This is a genomic window from Saccharothrix sp. CB00851 (assembly GCF_001905065.1).
Taxonomy (GTDB): Bacteria; Actinomycetota; Actinomycetes; order Mycobacteriales; family Pseudonocardiaceae; genus Actinosynnema.
This window is the reverse complement of sequence record NZ_LWLC01000019.1, coordinates 25,079-43,687: the sequence shown is the minus strand read 5'-3', so window position 1 is coordinate 43,687 and position 18,609 is coordinate 25,079. Positions and strand designations below refer to the sequence as shown.

15 protein-coding genes are annotated in these 18,609 nt (G+C 73.1%); 6 read left to right on the top strand and 9 right to left on the bottom strand.

Translation table 11 applies throughout. The features are described from left to right. Nucleotides 1-200: 200 nt before the first annotated feature. Nucleotides 201-1,691 (top strand): flavin-containing monooxygenase, encoded by a 1,491-nt coding sequence (locus A6A25_RS19585; protein WP_073892090.1) that lies wholly within the window; start codon nt 201-203, stop codon nt 1,689-1,691. A 3-nt stretch (nt 1,692-1,694) separates the two neighbouring features. Here the strand turns inward: A6A25_RS19585 and A6A25_RS19580 are convergent, their stop codons facing one another. After that, nucleotides 1,695-2,231: a TetR/AcrR family transcriptional regulator gene (locus tag A6A25_RS19580; RefSeq protein ID WP_073892088.1), complete on the bottom strand. Its 537-nt coding sequence runs from the start codon at nt 2,229-2,231 to the stop codon at nt 1,695-1,697. A gap of 117 nt (nt 2,232-2,348) precedes the next feature. Here A6A25_RS19580 and A6A25_RS19575 point away from each other — a divergent pair, with 117 nt between their 5' ends. Further along, complete coding sequence (locus A6A25_RS19575; protein ID WP_073892087.1) at nt 2,349-3,269, top strand: SDR family NAD(P)-dependent oxidoreductase; 921 nt, start codon at nt 2,349-2,351, stop codon at nt 3,267-3,269. Here the strand turns inward: A6A25_RS19575 and A6A25_RS19570 are convergent. The 4 genes from A6A25_RS19570 to A6A25_RS19555 all read right to left on the bottom strand — a co-directional run bounded on the left by A6A25_RS19570 (nt 3,244) and on the right by A6A25_RS19555 (nt 7,510). Next, a complete protein-coding gene (locus A6A25_RS19570; RefSeq protein WP_198932776.1) occupies nt 3,244-4,053 on the bottom strand; it encodes a TIGR02569 family protein in 810 nt (269 codons plus the stop codon). The two genes, A6A25_RS19575 and A6A25_RS19570, sit on opposite strands and share 26 nt — an antisense overlap. Before the next feature lie 73 nt (nt 4,054-4,126). After that, the gene (locus tag A6A25_RS19565) at nt 4,127-4,888 is read right to left on the bottom strand and encodes an SDR family NAD(P)-dependent oxidoreductase (protein WP_073892083.1); all 762 of its coding nucleotides are present in this window, start codon (nt 4,886-4,888) and stop codon (nt 4,127-4,129) included. A gap of 35 nt (nt 4,889-4,923) precedes the next feature. Next, on the bottom strand, nt 4,924-6,573 hold the full coding sequence (locus A6A25_RS19560; protein ID WP_073892082.1) for a discoidin domain-containing protein: 1,650 nt from the start codon (nt 6,571-6,573) through the stop codon (nt 4,924-4,926). A 97-nt stretch (nt 6,574-6,670) separates the two neighbouring features. Further along, entirely contained in the window at nt 6,671-7,510 is an 840-nt protein-coding gene (locus tag A6A25_RS19555) for an alpha/beta hydrolase (RefSeq protein ID WP_073892080.1), read from the bottom strand. A gap of 182 nt (nt 7,511-7,692) precedes the next feature. Between A6A25_RS19555 and A6A25_RS19550 the strand changes: the two genes are divergently transcribed. Continuing rightward, complete coding sequence (locus A6A25_RS19550) at nt 7,693-9,336, top strand: RecQ family ATP-dependent DNA helicase (RefSeq protein WP_073892176.1); 1,644 nt, start codon at nt 7,693-7,695, stop codon at nt 9,334-9,336. A 116-nt stretch (nt 9,337-9,452) separates the two neighbouring features. After that, complete coding sequence (locus A6A25_RS19545; RefSeq protein ID WP_143193268.1) at nt 9,453-9,881, top strand: SSI family serine proteinase inhibitor; 429 nt, start codon at nt 9,453-9,455, stop codon at nt 9,879-9,881. 108 nt (nt 9,882-9,989) lie between these two features. On the opposite strand, the gene A6A25_RS19540 is transcribed toward A6A25_RS19545, so the two are convergent. From A6A25_RS19540 to A6A25_RS19525, 4 genes are all read right to left on the bottom strand, one after another. Further along, a complete protein-coding gene (locus A6A25_RS19540; RefSeq protein WP_083668472.1) occupies nt 9,990-13,313 on the bottom strand; it encodes a S8 family peptidase in 3,324 nt (1,107 codons plus the stop codon). Between the two features lie 188 nt (nt 13,314-13,501). Further along, entirely contained in the window at nt 13,502-14,167 is a 666-nt protein-coding gene (locus A6A25_RS45170) for a hypothetical protein (RefSeq protein ID WP_073892076.1), read from the bottom strand. Nucleotides 14,168-14,216: 49 nt separating this feature from the next. Further along, nucleotides 14,217-16,232: a xanthine dehydrogenase family protein molybdopterin-binding subunit gene (locus A6A25_RS19530; RefSeq protein WP_073892075.1), complete on the bottom strand. Its 2,016-nt coding sequence runs from the start codon at nt 16,230-16,232 to the stop codon at nt 14,217-14,219. Then, nucleotides 16,229-16,699: a (2Fe-2S)-binding protein gene (locus tag A6A25_RS19525; protein WP_073892173.1), complete on the bottom strand. Its 471-nt coding sequence runs from the start codon at nt 16,697-16,699 to the stop codon at nt 16,229-16,231. Before A6A25_RS19525 ends, A6A25_RS19530 begins: the two co-directional genes overlap by 4 nt. A 192-nt stretch (nt 16,700-16,891) precedes the next feature. Between A6A25_RS19525 and A6A25_RS19520 the strand changes: the two genes are divergently transcribed. Beyond that, complete coding sequence (locus A6A25_RS19520) at nt 16,892-17,569, top strand: HEAT repeat domain-containing protein (protein ID WP_073892073.1); 678 nt, start codon at nt 16,892-16,894, stop codon at nt 17,567-17,569. Next, nucleotides 17,563-18,570 (top strand): HEAT repeat domain-containing protein, encoded by a 1,008-nt coding sequence (locus A6A25_RS19515; protein WP_073892072.1) that lies wholly within the window; start codon nt 17,563-17,565, stop codon nt 18,568-18,570. The genes A6A25_RS19520 and A6A25_RS19515 overlap by 7 nt, the downstream gene beginning before the upstream one ends. Nucleotides 18,571-18,609 lie beyond the last annotated feature (39 nt).

Sequence of the window (18,609 nt, the reverse complement as noted above, 5' to 3'; positions counted from 1 at the left end):
GGGTGGTTGGTGGCCGGGGGTGGCGCAGGCGGTGGTTGGTCGGGGGCCTCATTTCTTCAACCGACGTTTGAGGTCAATGATAACGGCGTTTTGAGGAGTGGGGGTAGGCAGGTTCACTCCATCGTGTTCGTGGGTCCGCTGGAGTAGTTGGTGTTGGCCCAGGTGGGAGGGGTGTTGGCAGGTCCAGGACACTAGGGGGCATGACGGCTACCGAGCACCTCGACGTCGTGATCGTCGGCGCAGGACTGTCGGGTGTCGGGGCGGCCTACCGGCTGCGGACCGAGTGTCCGGGCAAGTCCGTCGCGATCCTCGAAGCGCGGGACGCGATCGGTGGGACGTGGGACCTCTTCCGCTATCCCGGCATCCGGTCCGACTCGGACATGTTCACGCTCGGCTACCCGTTCAAACCGTGGCGCGAGGCGAAGTCGATCGCGGACGGGCCGTCGATCCTCGGGTACGTCCGGGCCACGGCAGCGGAGTTCGGCATCGATCGGCTGGTGCGTTATCGGACCAAGGTGGTCGCTGCCGACTTCTCCACCGAGACCGCGCGGTGGACGTTGACGGTTCGGCGGGACGAGGGCGGTGTGGTCAGGGAGAGTTCGATCACCTGCGACTTCCTCTACTCCTGCGCGGGCTACTACGACTACGACCAAGGCCACGACCCGGTGTTCCCGGGTGTCGAGTCGTTCCGCGGCGAGGTGGTGCGGCCGCAGTTCTGGCCCGACGACCTGGACTACGCGGGCAAGCGGGTGGTCGTGATCGGCAGTGGTGCGACGGCGGTGACGTTGGTGCCGTCGATGGCCGAGACCGCCGGGCACGTCACCATGCTGCAACGCTCGCCGACGTGGATCGGCGTGGTACCGGGCCGCGACAAGCTCGCCGACAAGGTCCGCGAACTGCTGCCCGCCCGGACCGCGCACCGCCTGATCCGCACCAAGAACATCCTCTTCGGGCTGGCGTTCTACCAGTTCTGCCGCCGCTGGCCCAAGGCGGCGCGCAAAATGCTCACCGGCCTGTCCACCAAGGTGCTCCAGGACGACGACGCGGTGCGCGAGCACTTCACGCCCACCTACGACCCGTGGGACCAGCGGCTGTGCGCCATCCCGGACGCTGACCTGTTCAAGGCGCTCAAGAACGGCCGTGCGTCGGTCGTCACCGACCACATCGCCACGTTCACCCCCGACGGCGTCCGGCTGAGGTCCGGTCGGGTGCTGGAAGCCGACGTCGTGGTCACCGCGACCGGGCTGCGGCTGCTCGCGTTCGGCGGGATCGCGCCGAGCGTGGACGGGCGCGCGGTGGAGTTGTCCGAGCAGTTCATCTGGCGCGGCGCGATGATCACCGGGCTGCCGAACTTCGCCGTCTGCGTCGGCTACACCAACGCGTCGTGGACGTTGCGCGCCGACCTGACCTCACGCCTGGTGTGCCGGGTGGTCAACCACATGGACCGGCGCGGCTACGCGTCCGTCGTGCCCAAGCCGGACCGCCCGCTGGCCCGCCGTCCCCTGCTGGACCTCGCCTCCGGTTACATCCAGCGGGCCATCCACGCGTTTCCGCGCCAAGGCGACCGCGGTCCGTGGCGGGTGCGGCAGAACTACGTGCTGGACGCGGTGTCGACGTTGCGCGGTGACCTGAGCAGGCAGTTGGTCGGGACCCCACGTGCGGCCGTGCGGCGATCGACGCCGGTCCGGTAGGCGTCACGGGCGGTAGCGCAGGCCGTCCACGACGAGGTCGAGCATGCCGTCCGCCGGGCCGACGTCGGGCACCGTGAGCGCGATGCCGCCGACCGTGGCGATCACGTGCAACGGGTCCACGTCCGTCCGGTCGACCGCCGCGAGCAGCGTGGCCATCGCCTCGACCAGCCGGTCCTTGCTCTCCGCGTAGGGGTCGCCGCCGGACGCGATCACCGCGCGCAACGCCTCACCCATGCCCTGTTTGGTCGCCAGGTACTCGACGAACCGGTCCATCCACGCCCTGATCGCCTCGAACGGCGGCAGCGAGCCCAGCAGCTCGGGCACGGCGTCGCAGATCTTCGCCAGCTCGTTGCGGTAGACCGCCTCCACGAGCGCCTCGCGGGTGGGGAAGTGGCGGTAGAGCGTGCCGATGCCGACGCCCGCGCGCTTGGCGATGGACTCCAGCGTGACGTCCGCGCCCTCGGTGGTGAACGCGTCCAGCGCCGTCTCGATCAGCCGGTCGCGGTTGCGCTGGGCGTCCGCGCGCAGTGGGCGGGACAACGTGCCTCCAAACGGGTGTGACGCGGCTCTCCAAGCTAAACGGAGGATCCTCCGGTTACTGTGGAGAAGTAGCGGAGGAACCTCCGCTTCAGTCTACGACAAGGGAGACGAGCAGACATGACCGAGCACATCACCACGCCGTTCGACGCGGAGTCCACCGCGGCCGAGGTCGTCGCGGGCATCGACCTGACCGGACGGCGCGCGGTCGTCACGGGTGCCGCGTCCGGCATCGGCGTCGAGACGGCGAGGGCACTGGCGTCGGCGGGCGCCGAGGTCACCCTGGCGGTCCGCGACACGGCGGCCGGGCAGCGGGTGGCCGACGAGCTCGGCGGCGCGGTCCGGGTCGCCCGGCTCGACCTGGCCGACCAGGCGTCCGTGGCGGCGTTCGTGGCCGGCTGGGACGGTCCGCTGCACATCCTGGTCAACAACGCGGGCGTCATGGCGACACCGGAGACCCGCACGCCGGAGGGCTGGGAACTCCAGTTCGCCACCAACCACCTCGGCCACTTCGCGCTGACGAACGGCCTGCACCGGTTCCTGGCCGTCGAGGGTGCGCGGGTGGTGTCGGTGAGTTCCGCCGCACACCTCATGTCGCCGGTCGTCTTCGACGACATCCACTTCACCGAGCGGCCCTACGACCCGTGGGCGGCGTACGGCCAGTCGAAGACCGCGAACGTGCTGTTCGCCGTGGCCGGGAACAAGCGCTGGGCGGCCGACGGCATCACGGTGAACGCCCTGATGCCCGGCGGGATCATGACCAACCTCCAGCGCCACGTCGACCCGGACGCCATGGCATCGATGATCAAGGAGGCGGGTGCCGAGGGGTTCCGGCTGAAGACGCCGGAGCAGGGCGCGGCCACGTCGGTGCTGCTGGCGGCGTCACCGCTGTTGGACGGTATCGGCGGGCGGTACTTCGAGGACTGCCGCGAGGCCCTGCCGAACGACGGCAACATGGTCAGCGGCGTCGCGGCCTACGCGCTCGACCCGGAGGCGGCGACCCGGTTGTGGCAGGTCACCGAGCAGACCCTGGCGCGTTGAGCCGGGCCGTCACCAGGTCGACCGCGGGGCGGTAGGCGCGGACCTGGTCCGGTGACCAGTCACCGGAAGCCCGGTCGTGGGTGACGATCCGGTAGATCAACGCCCGCAGCAGCACCTGGTCCCACCCGGGCAGGTGCGACCACCGGTCGACCAACTCCGGCGGCGCGCCGTACCAGCACAGGCAGTCCGCCACGGCGACCGCCGCCGCCCAGGACGCGGGCCGCCAGTACGGCGGCCAGTCGATCACCGCGGGTGGCAGCCCGGCGGCGAACAGCACGTTGCCCGGCAGGTCGCCGTGCACGACCTGGGCCGGCAGGTCCACCGGGCGGCGGGCCGCGACGAGCGGTGCCAGCAGGTCCGCTGGGCCGCCGTCGAGGGGCAGTTCCTCCCAGGCGACCCGGTCGCCGATCGACCACGGGTCGTCGCGGAGGTCCAAGTAGGACGGTCGGGGCACGTCGCGCACGGCGGCGTGGAACGCGATACCGGCCCGCAGCACGTCGTCCGGCCGACCGACGTCCGGCTCACCGGCCACGAACCGGCACGCCTCCCACCCGTCGACCACCCAGTCGCCGGACGCGGACCGCACCGGAGGCGCGATCCGGAACCCGGTCGACTCCGGCAGGGCGGCGAGCACCTCGGACCGCCAGCGCGTTTCCGGCTCGAAGTCCACCGGCTTGAGCACCAGGTCACCCGCGCGCCACGTTCCGCCCCGGCCACCGGGCAGCACGACCGGCTCGGCCGTGGCGCCGAACGCGGCGAGCACGGTCCGGGGAGGTCTGGGCACGGTCGTGATCGTAGGCAACCCGGTCGCACGTGGCGGCGGCTGCCCTACCGGGTGGCCGCCGTACCACGCGTGGTCACGGCAGCTTGACGCCGGTGATCTCCGCGCACGCGTCGAGCAGGCGTTCCTGCACGTCCACGTCGTACGCGGCGGGGTTGGCGCGCAGCTCCTCGCGCCACTTGAAGTAACGGCCGGTCACCGTGGCGGCGGGCTCGTCGCTGGTGGCGAGCCACACCTGGGTGTCCGCGCCCGTCGGCAGCTCGTCGGTGGCGTTCGGGCCGCCCAGCTTGGTCTTGATCCAGCCCGGGTCGACCGCGTTGCTCACCACGTCCGGCCACCGGCGGGCCACCGCGAACGCCAGCACCACGTCCAGCAGCTTGGAGTCCGAGTACGCCTGCATGCCGTCCCACGGACCGCGCTCGTGCTGGAGGTCGTCGAGGTCCGCCACGCCCTGCGACTCCAGCCCGGAGGTCAGGTAGACCAGCCGCCGGGGCCGGGGCACCAACGCCGTCAGCAGGTACGGCGCCAGCACGTTGACCTGGAACAACAGCTCCAGGCCGTCCTCGGTGACCCGCCGCTCGGGCAGGCCGCCACCGAGCCCCGCGTTGTGGATCACCACGTCGAAGGCGCCCGCGGCGGACGCCAGCTCCCGGGTCTGCGCCAGCGACGCGAGGTCGCCGACCACCACACCGGCCGCGCCGGGCACGGCGGCCAGCGCCTCGTCACCCCGAGCCCCGTTGCGCGCGTGCAGCACCACGCGGTGCCCTTGCGCCACCAGCGTCGCCGCCGTCTCCCGACCGATACCGTCCGCCGACCCCGTGACCAGAACGCTCACCATGCGGGGCAGCCTACCGTGGGAGCGCTCCCAGCCCGTCAGCCGAAGACCTGCCACCGGGCCAGCTGCCCAGCGGGCCACCCCGTGTTGCCGCTGAACCGCAGCCGGACGTGCCGGGCGGTCACCCCGGCGGGCAGGGTGATGGTGACCGCGTTGCCGGTGGCCGGGTCGAACACGTAGCCGGTCGGGCCGAGCACGGTGGTGAACGACGTGCCGGTGCCGACCTCCACCGCGATGGTCTGCGTGCGGCGGCCCCACGCGGGGTTCGGCGGCAGGCTCAGCACCATCCGGCGCGGCGCGGTCACCGTGCCCAGGTCGACCCCGATCCACTGCGGGAACGCCCCGTTCGCACTCTCCCAGTAGGTGTGCGGGTCGGCGTCGACGGCGAAGTGGCTGCCGTAGTGCTGGGTCTGGCTGCTCTGCGAGGTCGGCCGGCCGGCGGCCAGATCACGCTCGACCACGTCGGGCATGGGCTTGGTCGGCCGCACCGCCGTCACCGCGAGCTGCCCCTTGAGCATCCGGCCGCCGTCGCCGGTGAGCCGCAGGTAGTAGTCCGACGAGCAGCGCGTGCCGTCCTCGTCCAGCGCCAGGAAACCGGAGCCGACCGGGATGCCCGCCTGCGTCTCCGGTGTCTTGGCGATCTGGTTGGCCTCGTTGTACTCGTCGAACATCGAGATGTAGATGCCCTGCGCGCCCAGCCGGACCATGTTGTAGAACTGCCGCCACATGAAGTCGCCGTGCGCCCGGTGCCGCCGCGACAGGTCACCCGGCAGCACGCACGGCTGGTAGTCGATGCCGAGCCGGTCGCACTCCGCCTGGTCCGGCGAGTTCACGTGGGTGAAGAAGTGGTCGGCGTCGGCGACGGTGGCGATCCGGCCGACCATCCACGGCGAGATCATGTGGAAGCTGCGGTAGACCTGCGAGAACCCGGGCCGCGAGTCCTCGACCTCACGCCGCCAGTGCGTGGGCACCCCGCCGATCAGGTAGACCCCCTGGCCCTTGAACCAGTCGACCACGTCCTGGCACTGCTGCGGGGTGAACGGGCGGCCGGGGTCGTTGAAGCCGAAACCCCAGATGCACACGACCGGCTTGCCGTTCTGGCGGGCGTACATGGGGGAGGACGTGTACGCGCGCATCTTGTCGAGCCAGTCGGCCTTGATCTCCGACTGCATGTTCGTCCAGTTCGTGACGTCGTACATGACGTAGAACCGCACGCCGTGCGCCTCGGCGGCCCGCCGGACGTGGGCGGTGACGGCGTCGCGGATCGGGCCCTCGCCGCCGGTCGGGTTGAACCGCTGCAGGGCGGCGGTGTCGCAGCCGTACTCGCGCATCCAGCGGAAGTGCACGTCCACGGTCTGGTAGTCGTGGTTGGAGAACACGGTCGCCGGTTGGCCGTTGCCCAGCGTGCCGAACGCCGTCGGGTACTTGTTCGCGTAGTCGGTCATGTCCGGCCAGGACGTCAACGCGCGGTTCGACGGCGAGGGCGGCTGGCTCCAGTCGTGGCTCCAGTGCCACCAGCCGTCCAGCGGCGAGTGGTCGCCCCGGGCGGCGAACCAGCCCTGGTAGCCGACGGTGATCTTGCCGACCACGTCGCCCGGCGGGCTCGCCGCGCCCGCCGGGGACGACGTGCTGGTCAGTGCGGAGGCGGCGAGGGCCGACCCGAGGAATGTCCTGCGTGACAAGGGCACCGCACGCTCCTTCGTTGGAGGGACGGCATCAGCATGCAAGAAGTGAGCAGCATCACGCAATAACTCGACAAACCGGGATTCGGGTCGCGGACCGGGACTACCGCGCCAGCTCGGCCAGCACCGCGGCTGCCTGCTTCGGGCGGACCAGGAAACCCATGTGGCTGGTGTCGAGCGTGCGCACGTCGAACGGGTTGTCCGGGAGCAGCGCGTCGGCCTCGCGGATGAACCGGTCCTGCAACTCGACCGGGACCGAGCGGTCGCCGGTCAGGCGGAGGTAGGTGTGCGGCAGGCGTGCCCAGGCGTCCGGGTCGACGCGGTCGCTGCCGCCGTCCAGGCTCTCGTCGGGCTCCAGGGTGTTCAGCGCGGCCAGGAACTCCGCGTCCGTGCCGTCGGCCAGGATCGCGGTCTTGAGCTTGGCCAGCAGGTCCGGGTCGGCGGTGCGCCAGTTCATCCGGAGCACGCCCAGGTCGGCCGGGTTGCCCGCGAGCAGGCCCGGCAGGTCGTTGAGCGCGCTCGACGCCCACTCCGGCCCCGCCATGTACCCATCGGCGGTCAGGTCGACGCAGCACCACGCGGACGCGTACACGACCCGGTGCAGCAGCTCGGGCACGGCGTTCGCCACCCCGGTCAGCGTCATCCCGCCCCGGCTGTGCCCGACCAGGATCACCCGGCCGTGCTCGCCCGCGCGGCGCACCACGTCGATCACGTGCGCGACGTTGTCGGCGTGGCTCGCGCCCTTGAGGTCGGACGGCGCGGCGGCGAGGGCGGCCGGGTCCTGCGGTGCCTGGTAGGACGCGGAGAACGTGGCGTCGAAGCCGTGTCCGGGCAGGTCGACGGCGAGCGCGCGGTGGCCGAGCAGGGTCAGTTCGCGCAGCAGCGGGGACCAGTGGAACGAGTTGCTGTTGGAGCCGGGCAGGCAGACGAAGATCGCGTTCATGAAGACATCCTCACATTCGGCCCTGACCGGGCCGGCAGCACACCTCGAATCACGACCGCGCCGCCGATCACCGCGTGCCAGGGGCTCGGCCGCGGTGGTCGACCCGCCGCCCGGTGACGGCGTGCCGGTGGGTGTGGTCCGCGACCGCGTTTGATCCCGACCCGGTGGGCAACTCCCGGGCCATGACATCAGGCGTGGTCGCCCGCGGTGCGGGAACGGGTGGGGCGGCACGCCTGCGCCGCGCCGCGCGGGACGTGTTCGGGTGGGCGGAGCTGCGCGACGAGCAGGTCGCCGCCATGGAGCAGGTGCTGGCGGGGCGGGACGTGTTCGTCGTGCTGCCGACCGGCGCGGGCAAGTCGGCGGTCTACCAGGTGCCCGGCGTGCTGCTGGACGGCCTGGTCGTCGTGGTGTCACCGTTGATCGCGTTGCAGCGCGACCAGGTCGCGGCGTTGCGCGAGAACGGCGCGCCCACGGCGGCGCTGGTCAACTCGGTGCAGTCCGAAGTGGACAACGAGGCGACGTGGGAAGCCGTGGCGCGGGGCGAGGTGCGGTACCTGTTCGTCGCACCCGAGCAACTGGCCAAGCCCGAGGTCCTGGACCGGTTGGGCGAACCCGCGTTGTTCGTGGTGGACGAGGCGCACTGCGTGTCCGCCTGGGGTCACGACTTCCGGCCTGACTACCTGCGGCTGGCGGCGGCCGTGACCCGGGTCGGCCGCCCGCCCGTGCTCGCGCTCACCGCCACAGCGGGCGCGACCGTGCGCGAGGACGTGATCACCCACCTGGGAATGCGTGACCCGGTCGTGGTGGCCGTCGGGTTCGACCGGCCCAACCTGTCGCTGGCGGTGCGCGCGTTCGTCGAGGACGACGACAAGCGGCGCGCGGTGCTCGACTGGGTGCGCGAGGCGGGCAAGCCCGGGTTGGTCTACGTGGCGACGCGCAAGGACGCCCGCCGTTACGCGGAGGAACTGGTCGCCGCGGGGGTGGACGCCGAACCGTTCCACGCCGGGATGAAGGCCGCCGAACGGGAACGCGTGCAGGACGCGTTCATGCGCGGCCAGGTGGACGTGGTGGTGGCGACCTCGGCGTTCGGCATGGGCATCGACAAGCCGGACGTGCGGTTCGTCGCGCACGCGTCCGCGCCGGGTTCGCTGGACGCCTACTACCAGGAGATCGGCCGGGCCGGGCGCGACGGCGAGCCGGCGCGGGCGGTGCTGTTCTACCGGCCGCAGGACCTCGGGTTGCAGCGGTTCCTGCAGTCGCGCCACGTCGACCGGGACGCGTTGGCGTGGTTGGCGGAGTTCGTGCGCGACCACCCCGGGCTGCGGGTCACCGAGCTGGCCCGGGAGGCGGGGCAGTCGCGCCGCAAGGTCACGTCCGGGGTGAACCTGCTGGAACGGGTCGGCGCGGTGCGGGCGGCCAAGGCGCGGTTCCGGCTGGTGGTCGAGCCGGGGGAAGCCGCCGACCTGGCGGTGGAGGAAGCACAGCGGCTGCAGCGGCTGGACCGGTCGCGGATCGAGGTGCTGCGGGCGTACGCGGAGACCAGGGCGTGCCGGCGGCAGCACCTGCTGGGGTACTTCGGCGAGGTGCTGGAGCGGGCGTGCGGCAACTGCGACACGTGCGCGAGCGGCGAGGCGGGCACCGGTGTGTCGGCCAACCCCGAGTACCCGGCGCAGTCCCGCGTCCACCACCGCGAGTTCGGCTCCGGCACGGTGGTGCAGAGCGAAGCCGACCGGCTCACCGTGCTGTTCGAGGAGGTCGGGTACAAGACGCTGTCACTGGAGGCGGTGCACGCGGCCGACGCCCTCGGCCGCCACCCGGAGGGCTGACCGGAGCCGGCCGCCGCGGTCCATCGGAACAGTCCTTTGTAGACAGGTGGTTTACTGGTCGGGCCGCCGCCCCGGTTCTCGGCTCGATCAACGCCGATCAGTTGGAGGAGACCACCGTGCCCGTCACCAGGCTCACCCGCGGCTTGCTCCCCGCGCTGGCCATCGCGACCGCCCTCGGCACCGCGCTCGCACCCGCCGCCACCGCGGCGCCGACCACCGCCGCCGAGACCGTCGCGGCGCCGACCACCGACCTCACCATCTCCGTGTACGGCATGCTCACCCCCGTCGTCCGGGAGTACCGCCTCACCTGCGACCCGGACGGCGGCGCGCACCCGCGGCCCAAGGAGGCGTGCGAGGCGATCCGCAAGTCGCCGGGCGCCATCAAACCGCCACCGCCGACCGCGAACTGCCTGGACCAGGTCTACGGCCCGCAGCACGCCAAGGTGTCCGGTGTGCTGTTCGGCGTCGAGGTCGCGGCCGAGTTCAACCGCCGCAACTCGTGCGAGGAAGACCGCTGGCAGGCGTGGCTCCCGGTCTGGGGCTGAGTCACCCGGCGGGGGTCGGTGTCGCCGACCCCCGCCGGCACCGGCGTGGACATCGGTCCCGCCGTGGCCGGTGCCCCGGACCCATCGGCCCGGGGCACCGGCTCCGGCCTAGCGGGTGATCCGGTAGGCGCGGATCACGGTGTGCTCGAACGTGTTGCCGTCACTGTCCGCGCCGGACGCCCGCAGCGAGGCGTAACCGGCCGCGTCGGGGTGCGGCACCAGCGCGGCACCACCCGCGACCGGAACCCGCCGCCACGTCTTGCCGTCGTCGAACGACACGTCCACCCGGACCTGGCCCACCTCGCCGTTGTCCGCGCCGTCCTGCTGCTCCACGGCGAGCGGCACGCGCAGCAGGCGTCCGGCGGGCGCGCTGCCCGCGGCGTCGAGCTCCGGTTCGAACCGCACCACCGACAGCGGCAGCCGGCGGCCGTGGCCGTCGGGCAAGGTCTCCATCCGGAACGTCCACGCCCCGCTGACCCGCGTGGTCAGCTCGTGCGCGGTCGGATCGCGGACGATGTCGTGCTCCACCCGGTAGTGGCCCGCGCCCTCGGGCACGCTGAACTCGCCCCACTGGTCGCGGACCTGCCCGACCAGCCGCCCGTCCCGGTACACCGACGTGCGCGCCGACTCGTGGCTGCCCCGGCCGAGGTTGCCGTCCCGGTCGTTGATCAGCGGGATCTGCGCCGTCACCCGGTCCTCGTGCACGCCGAGGTAGGTGGCCGAGTAGCCGGCCAGGCCCGGCCCGAGCACCGGGTAGGCGAACCGCTCCGCGTAACGCTCGCCCAGCCGGTACCGGCGGTGGAACGACGAGTAGTCGGCCTCGGTGCGGTACTGGGGCGACAGCCGCTGGTAGCCCCAGCTCCAGGTGAGCTGGTCGGGCGTGACGAGGTCGATCACCTCACCTCCCGCGGGCACGGGCAGGCCCACCGACCAACCGCCCGAGCCGTCCGGCGGGCTGGCGTTGCCGCTGTGCAAGTACTGGCGGTCGGCGGGGCCGGGCGCGAACGCGGTCCGCACCTCGGTCAACTCGTCCTTCTTCGGTGCGCGGGTGTACCCGGTGGGCACCGCGCCCTGCTCCATCCAGCGGAACCGGTAGTGCGTCGGCGTGCCGTCGACCGGTGGGCTCTGGAACTGGGCGCCGACCGAGACGGTCAGCTCCTCGGCGGTCAGGGTCGGGCCGACGTGGCCGATCGCCATGTCGCCGAAACCGCCGATGAACGCCGTGTTGAGCACGACGCGCCTGCCGTTGAGCAGGCGGGAGACGTTGATGTCGCCGATCATCGGCGTCGCGGTCGGGTCGGGCGCGGTGACCTGCAACGGCTTGGCCACGCGGGCGTCGAACGTGTACCGGGTGTGGTCGGCGTCCACGGTGAGCGCCGGTCGGGCCAGGACCCAGGTCTTGGGCCAGCTGCGGATGACGGTCCGGGCCATGTACTCGCCCTTGGGCACGCGTGCGGTGGCGGTGCCGTTGGGGCCGTACAGGTTCTCGTAGACGTCGTTGTTCATGCCGACGAGCGCGACCGAGTTGTCCAGGGCCGGGTTGCCCTCGGCGTCGATGTGCTCGATCGCGACGTCGTAGCTCTCGACCTCACGGGCGAGGCTGAGCGGCACGCGGGTGGGCCCGCCGACGAGCACACCGGAGAAGACGCCGTCCACGGTGCCGATCCTGGTGTCCGCGGTGACCGCCACGGTGGTCGTGCCGCCGGCGGGCACGGTGACGTGCGCCGGGTCCACCGTGACCAGACCCGCGGGTGCGGCACCGCGGAGTTCGACGGCGAGGTCGAACGTGATCGGCTCGGGGCCGCTGTTGCGGTAGGTGACGGTCTTGGTGACCGGGATGTCGTCGTGGTGCGGCCACAGCTGCTTCTCGAACGTCAGGCTCACGGGTTCCGCGCCGGTGGTCGCGGTGAGCGCGCGGGTCACGTCGACCCGGCCCGCGCCCTGGTCGAACACGCCCAGGGCCGGGTTCGGCTTGGCGGAGGCCATGAGGGCGGCCTTGAGCTGCGCGCCGGTCCAGTCCGGGTGCCGCTGGGCGAGCAGGGCCGCCGCGCCGGCGACGTGCGGGGTGGCCATCGAGGTGCCGGACAGCGACGCGTGCCGCCTGCCGACCGGTGTGCCGAGCACGCCCTTGGCGGCCTTGGCGGCGACGATGTTCAGGCCGGGCGCGGTGATGTCGGGCTTCACCGCGTCGTCGCCGTTGCGGGGGCCGCGGCTGGAGAAGTGGGCCAGGTCGTCGTCGTGCCGGACCGCGCCGACGGTGAGCGCGGCGTCGGCGCTGCCCGGCGAGTCGATCGACTTGGACCGCCCGCCGTTGCCCGCGGCGACGACGAACAGGGTGCCGGTCTTCGCGGTCAGCTGGTTGATCGCGTCCTCCAGCGGGTCGACACCGGGGGAGTCGTAGCCGCCGAGGCTGAGGTTGACGATGTCCGCGCCCTCGTCCACGGCCCACTGCACGCCGGCCAGGATCCACGACTCGGGGCAGCCGCCGTTCCCGCCGCACACCTTGCCGTCGAGGATGCGGGCGTCGGGCGCGACGCCCCGGTAGGTCCGGTCACCGCTGGCGATGGTGGCGGCGACGTGCGTGCCGTGGCCGGTGACGTCGGTGGCGTCGGGGTCGTCGGTGAAGTTGCGCTCGGCGACCTCCTTGCCCCTCAGGTCGGGGTGCGCGCCGTCGACGCCGCCGTCCAGGACGGCCACCTTCACACCCTTGCCGGTGAAGCCGGCCCGCCACGCGGTGGGCGCGCCGATCTGGGCGGTGGAGCGGTCCAGGGTGGGGCGGAGCATGCCGTCGAGCCACACCTTGGTCACGCCGGGATCGGCGAGCAGCGCGCGGAACGTCGCGCCTGCTTCGGCCTTGGGCGCCGCGGTGGCCAAGGCGCCGGGGAGCGCGCGGGCGGAGCGCAGGCCGGTGGGCGTGCCGGTGACGATCAGCGGCAGGTGGTCGGTGCGCGCGTCGTCGTAACCCGCTTCGACCAGGCCCGTCACGTCGAACAGCCGCGGGTCGAGCCTGCCCTCGGCGATGGCCTTGGCCGCGTCCTCCGGGACGACGCTCAGCCGCCCGTCCCGGTGCGTGGAGTGGAAGGTGACCCGGTCGCGGCCGGGACCGGGCTGGAACGACCCGACCGCCGCGCCCGTCACCACGACCCGGTCGCCGGTGATCAGGGTGACGGTGCGCGGCTGCCCGTCGGCCGCGGTCGGCTCGGCGCCGGTCGCGCCCGCGGTTCCGGCCTCGGTCCCCGCGCTCGCGGTGTCGGCACCGGCGAGCCTCGCGTTTTGGCCACCGGCCGCTCTCGCGGTGTCGGCACCGGCTGCCCTCGCGGTCCCGGCACCGGCCGCTCCCGCGGGTTCGGCACCGGCGACCGGCGTGGCCAGCAGCCCTAACGCCAGGACGGCGGCCCCGAGGGCTTTACCGCGCTTCCGTGGTCTGAACACACGTACCTCCCGTGTCCGGTGCGCGCGGATCGCGCACTCCGGGGGCGTCGCAGACCCGCGGTGGCGGTGGACCGGGAAGTGGCGAAGCCCCCAACGGCCTCGACGCTAGCCACCCCGCGCCGGTGCGGTCAGCGTCTGTTGGCAGGGTGTTCGGCCACCCGAATGCACCATCGGCGGCTCGTGCGCCGTCACCGGGAGAGGTCGCCGGCCTCCACCCGCGCGACGAACTCCTCGGCGTCCGACGCCACCGGCACACCGTCGGCGGCCACCACGGGAGCCGGGTCCCGGCCCAGGTCGAACGCGAGCCGTCCGCGTGCGCCGTCGTCACCGATGACCGCGCCGTGGTCGTGGACTTCCAGCGTCTCGCCTGGCGGGTAGAGCGTGAGGGACGTGTCGCCGAGCGACCCGCTGCGCCACCACGACTCGCCCTGCAGGTAACGCCGCCACGCCGCCGGCAGCGGACGGCCCAACCGCGCCTCGGCCAGGTCGAACTCCGCGTCCGCGACCGGACCCCGGTACTCGGCCTCGCACACGATCGCGCCGACGATGTCGGCGTTGAACTCGTCCAGGTCCTCGGCGGGCACCCAGTGCTCCAGCACGTCACGCCCACCGGCCTGCTGCACCGGGTAGCGGGCCAGGAAGTCCCGCCGCACGCTGAACCGCGTGACGAAACCGACGCCGCCGGCGGGCACGTTCCACTCGCGCGCGATCTTCGTGGCGTACCAGCGGTTCGCCACCGGGTAGAAGATCGGCTGGTCGGGCAGCCGCGGCGGCCACGCGCGCCACCCCGCCGCCGCCACCAGGTCCAGCTCGGCGCGTCCGGTCGGTCGCCACAGGTCCACCACGTCGTCCATGGCGCAGAGCGTAGGTCGTGGCCCGCGTGGCACCACCGGATTTCCGGCGTCAGCCCACCTCGACACCCACCGGCATGCCGGTGACGGGCCGCCCGGTGGCGAACGCGATGGCCGCCGCCGCGGGCGGGTAGGACAGCTCGCCCACCCCGCCCACCGGGGCGTCCGACGGCACCAGCACCACGTCGACGTCCGGCGCCTGGTCGATGCGCGCCCACGCGTAGTCGCGGAACGACGACTGCACGACCCGACCGTCCCGCACGGTGATCTGCGCGCCCGACACCGTCGACAACGCGTCCATCACCCCGCCCTCGACCTGCGCGCGGACCCCGGACAGGTGCAGCACCGGACCCACGTCCACCGCCGCGGTGACCCGTCGGACCCGGCCCTCGGACGCGTCGGCGATCACCGCGACCACCGAGCCGTACTCCTCGTGGCACGCCACGCCGCGGGTGACGCCGGGCCGGACGTTCCCCGCCCGTGACGCCGCCACGTCGAGCACCCGCCGCAGCCGCGAGTCGGCGGGCAGCAGCCGTCGGCGCAGCTCGACCTGGTCCAGCCCGGCGCGGTGGCCGAGTTCGGCGAGGAAGCTCTCCTCGGCGTACTGGAAGTGCCCCGCGTAGACGGAGCGCCAGAAACCCGTGCGCAGCGGCGCGTCCCGCAGGGTCAGGTCGACCCGGCCCGGCACGGTGTACGGGAAGTGGTCGCCGTTGGCCTTGACGATGTCCGGGTTGTTGAAGAACGGGAAGATGTTCAGCGGCCAGGTGGCGACACCGTGCGACCGCCACGTCGGCACCCCGTCGGCGTCGACCACGGCGGCCAGCCGGTGCACCGACATCGGCCGGTAGGAGTCGTGCCGCATGTCGTCGTCACGGGTCCACAGCACGCTCACCGGCGCGCCCACCACCCGTGAGCAGGCGATGGCCTCCAGCACCGGGTCGAACTCGATCCGCCGGCCGAACGCGCCGCCGGTCAGCGCCGTCTCGACCCGGACGGCGGCCTGGTCCAGCCCGAACTGCCCGGCCAGGATCAGCCGCAACGTGCCGGGGTCCTGGGTGGGCGTCCACACGGTCAGGCCGGTCGCGGTGACGTGCGCGGTGGCGTTCATCGGTTCCATCGGCGCGTGCGCCAGCAGCGGCAGCTTGTAGGTGGCCTCGAACGCCACCGGTCCGGGCGCGGTCGGCACGACGGGCAACGCGGTCTCCAGGTCCGCGAGCCACTGCCTGCTGTCCGCGGTCGGCGTGCCGCCGCGCCACGTCACCAGCAGCGCCTCGCGCCCGCGCAACGCCTCCGGCACCGACCGGGCGATCACCGCCACCCCGCCCTGGCCGGACGTCGCCGGGTCCAGGGTCGTCACCGCGACCACGCCGGGCACCGCCTTCGCCGCGCGGTCGTCCACGGTGTCGACCACCGCGCCGATCCACTGTGGACGGAGCACGACGGCGACCAGCGCTCCCGGCGGACGGATGTCAATGCCGTAGCGGGCCTTGCCGGTCACGATCGCCTTCGCGTCCACCCGGCCGGCCCGGGTGCGGCCCAGCAGGCGCCACCGCTCCGGCGGGGTCAACGTCACCGGCACGGTCGCCGGGTCCAACGCCGCCGCGTCCCGCACCAGGTTCCCGTACCGCAGCACGCGCCGGCCGTGGCGGACCGCGCCGTCGCGGGCCGCGCACTCCTCGACCGGCACGCCCCACCGCCGCGCGGCGGCGGCGACGAGCAGGCAGCGGGCGGTCGCGGCAGCCCGGCGCAGCGGTTCGTGGAGCTGGCGGGTGGAGAACGAGCCGCCGACGGCCTGCGACCCGAACCGGGCCGTGTCGCCGTGCGCCTGCTCCAGCCGGACGTCGTCAAGGCCGACCATCAGCTCCTCGGCCACCAGCAGCGCGACCATCGTGCGCACGCCCTGCCCGGAGTCGGGCTTGGGCGCGGTCACGGTGATCCGGCCGCGATCGTCCAGCCGGACGAAGACGTTGGGCGCGAACTCGTCGGCTGCCTGCGCCGAACCGGGCAGCGCCACGGGCACGCCGACCACCAGCACGCCACCCAGGAACGTGCGTCGACTGATCTTCATCGCCCGCCCCGCTTCAGCTGCGCGGCCCGCCGCACGGCCGCCCGCACCCGCGTGTACGTGCCGCAACGGCACACGTTGTCGCGCAGGGCGGCGTCGATCTCGGCGTCGTCGGGGTCGGGGTTGGCGGCCAGCAGCGCGACCGTCGACATGATCTGGCCGGGCTGGCAGTAGCCGCACTGGGCGACGTCCAGCTCCAGCCACGCCCGCTGCACGGGGTGGTCGCCGTCCTCGGACAGTCCCTCGATGGTCGTGATGCGCTTGCCTTCCGCCTCGCCCACCGGCGTGACGCACGGCCGTGCCGCCTTACCGTCCACAAGGGACGTGCACGCGCCGCACGCACCCACGCCGCAGCCGTACTTGGGGCCGAGCAGGCCCAGCTGTTCCCGCAACGCCCACAGCAGCGGTGTCCCGCCGGGAACGTCCACGTCCCGCCGCTCGCCGTTCACGTGCAACCGATACCGCCCCACCACGGCCCCCTCCACGTTCGGCCTGCCCTCATCGTGGTGGCGCGCGGACCAGCCGGCAATCATTCGTTCAGTCGCTGAACGATGGCTCCGGTACGGCCGACAGGCGGTTGCGCCGCTGCTCCGGACAGGGCCGCGCGGCGGATCGCGGACTTGAGGTTGACACTGTGACAAGGTCTTCACTGGGCCCAGGAGGTGGTTCCCATCAACCCGACACCCGGTAGTCCAGAGGACACCCGCCTGCTCGACGCGTTGAGCGCGGAGAGCGCGTCCACGCGCCTGCGGGCGGCCCAAGCGGCCGGCACGCGGGCCGACCCGGCGCTGGTCGAGGCGCTCGTCGCCCGGTGCGCGGTCGAGTCGGACTTCTTCGTGCGCGACATGCTCACCTGGGCGTTGACCCGGCTCCCGGCGGACGTCACGGTGCCCAGGCTCCTCGCGGAACTGCGGTCCGAGAGCGCCCAGGCCCGCAGCCAGGCGTTGCACACGCTGTCCAAGATCGGGGACGCGAGGGCGTGGCCCGCGATCACGCGGTCGTTGCTGCACGACGCCGACGACGAGATCAGGCGCAGCGCGTGGCGTGCCGCCGTGGTCCTGGCGCCCGACGAGGCGAGGGCAGGGCTGGCAACGGAACTGGCCGGACAGCTCGGTCGGGGCGACCGGACGGTCCAGCTCAGCCTCAGCCGGGCGCTCGTCGCACTCGGTGACGTGGTGGAGCCCGCACTCCGGGCGGGACTGGCCGGTGACGACCCGGTGGTGCGCGCGCACGCCCGTGCCACGGAACGGCTCCTGCACGACCCGGACGCCGGTTTCGACCCGGACGTGGACGAGGCGAAGCGGATCGTCGCGCTCGGGCCAGGGGCAACGGCGTGCTGATCGGCGAGGTGGCCCGCCGCTCCGGGGTGAGCACCCGGATGCTCCGGCACTACGACTCGCTGGGGCTGGTGCGGCCGACGGGCCGCACCGTGGGCGGCTACCGCGAGTACTCCGCCGAGGACATCCGCCGGATCTTCCACGTGGAGAGCCTGCGGTCCCTGGGGCTGTCGCTGCGCCAGATCGGCCGTGCCCTGCAAGACCAGGCCTTCACGCCGTCCGCGCTGGTCGGTGACCTGATCCGGCAGACCGAAGACCGGCTGAAGCGGGAACAGGAGCTGCTCGAACGACTCCGCGCGGTCGACGCCTCGGCGCCCTCCGGCTGGCCGGACGTCCTGCGCATCGTCGAACTGCTGCACGGCCTGAACTCGCCCAGTGCCGCGCGCCGCCAGCAGACCGTCCTCGCCCCGACCGACGACGTGCCCGTGCCCACCGAGCTGCTGGCCGAGGCGGTCCTCGCCGAAGCCGACCCGAACGTCGCCGGCGCCCTGCGGTGGGCGCTGGCGCGGGCGGGCGGTGACGGCGTGGCGAGCGTGGCGTCCGGCGCGTACTCCGACGACGTCGACATCCGGCGGCGCGCGGTCCTGGCCATCGCCGGGATGCCCGGCGACGACGCGACCGCCGTGCTCGCGGACGCGCTGGAGGACTCGGACGCGACAGTGCGCCGGCACGCCGCCCTCGCTCTGGGCGCGCGTGGCGTCACGGCCGCCGTGCCGACCCTCGTCGGCATGGTGGTCGACGGCGCGAACGACGTGGAAGCTGCCGAGGTGCTGGGCACGTTGTCGCGGGAGCCCGGGTGCGCGGACCGGGTGCTGGGCGCACTGCGGGACGAGCTGGCCACGCCCGACGCCGCCGTGCGGATCCGCCTGATCCAGGCGCTCGCCGAGCTGCCGGGGACCCTCGCGCTGGACGTGCTGCGGCACCTGGCGCGCGACGAGGACCAGGCCGTCTCGCTCGTCGCGTCCGCCTTCGTGCGCATGGTCGAGGAACGGTCCGGCGACTGAAAAACCGGGGGACAGCCCGAGGCTGCGGGATTACCGTCG

Excerpts from the sequence above, each read along its gene's own strand:
- A6A25_RS19585 (WP_073892090.1), top strand. The coding sequence starts at position 201 with ATGACGGCTACCGAGCACCTCGACGTCGTGATCGTCGGCGCAGGACTG.
- A6A25_RS19575 (WP_073892087.1), top strand. The coding sequence starts at position 2,349 with ATGACCGAGCACATCACCACGCCGTTCGACGCGGAGTCCACCGCGGCC.
- A6A25_RS19565 (WP_073892083.1), bottom strand. The coding sequence starts at position 4,888 with ATGGTGAGCGTTCTGGTCACGGGGTCGGCGGACGGTATCGGTCGGGAG.
- A6A25_RS19555 (WP_073892080.1), bottom strand. The coding sequence starts at position 7,510 with ATGAACGCGATCTTCGTCTGCCTGCCCGGCTCCAACAGCAACTCGTTC.
- A6A25_RS19550 (WP_073892176.1), top strand. The coding sequence starts at position 7,693 with ATGACATCAGGCGTGGTCGCCCGCGGTGCGGGAACGGGTGGGGCGGCA.
- A6A25_RS45170 (WP_073892076.1), bottom strand. The coding sequence starts at position 14,167 with ATGGACGACGTGGTGGACCTGTGGCGACCGACCGGACGCGCCGAGCTG.
- A6A25_RS19530 (WP_073892075.1), bottom strand. The coding sequence starts at position 16,232 with ATGAAGATCAGTCGACGCACGTTCCTGGGTGGCGTGCTGGTGGTCGGC.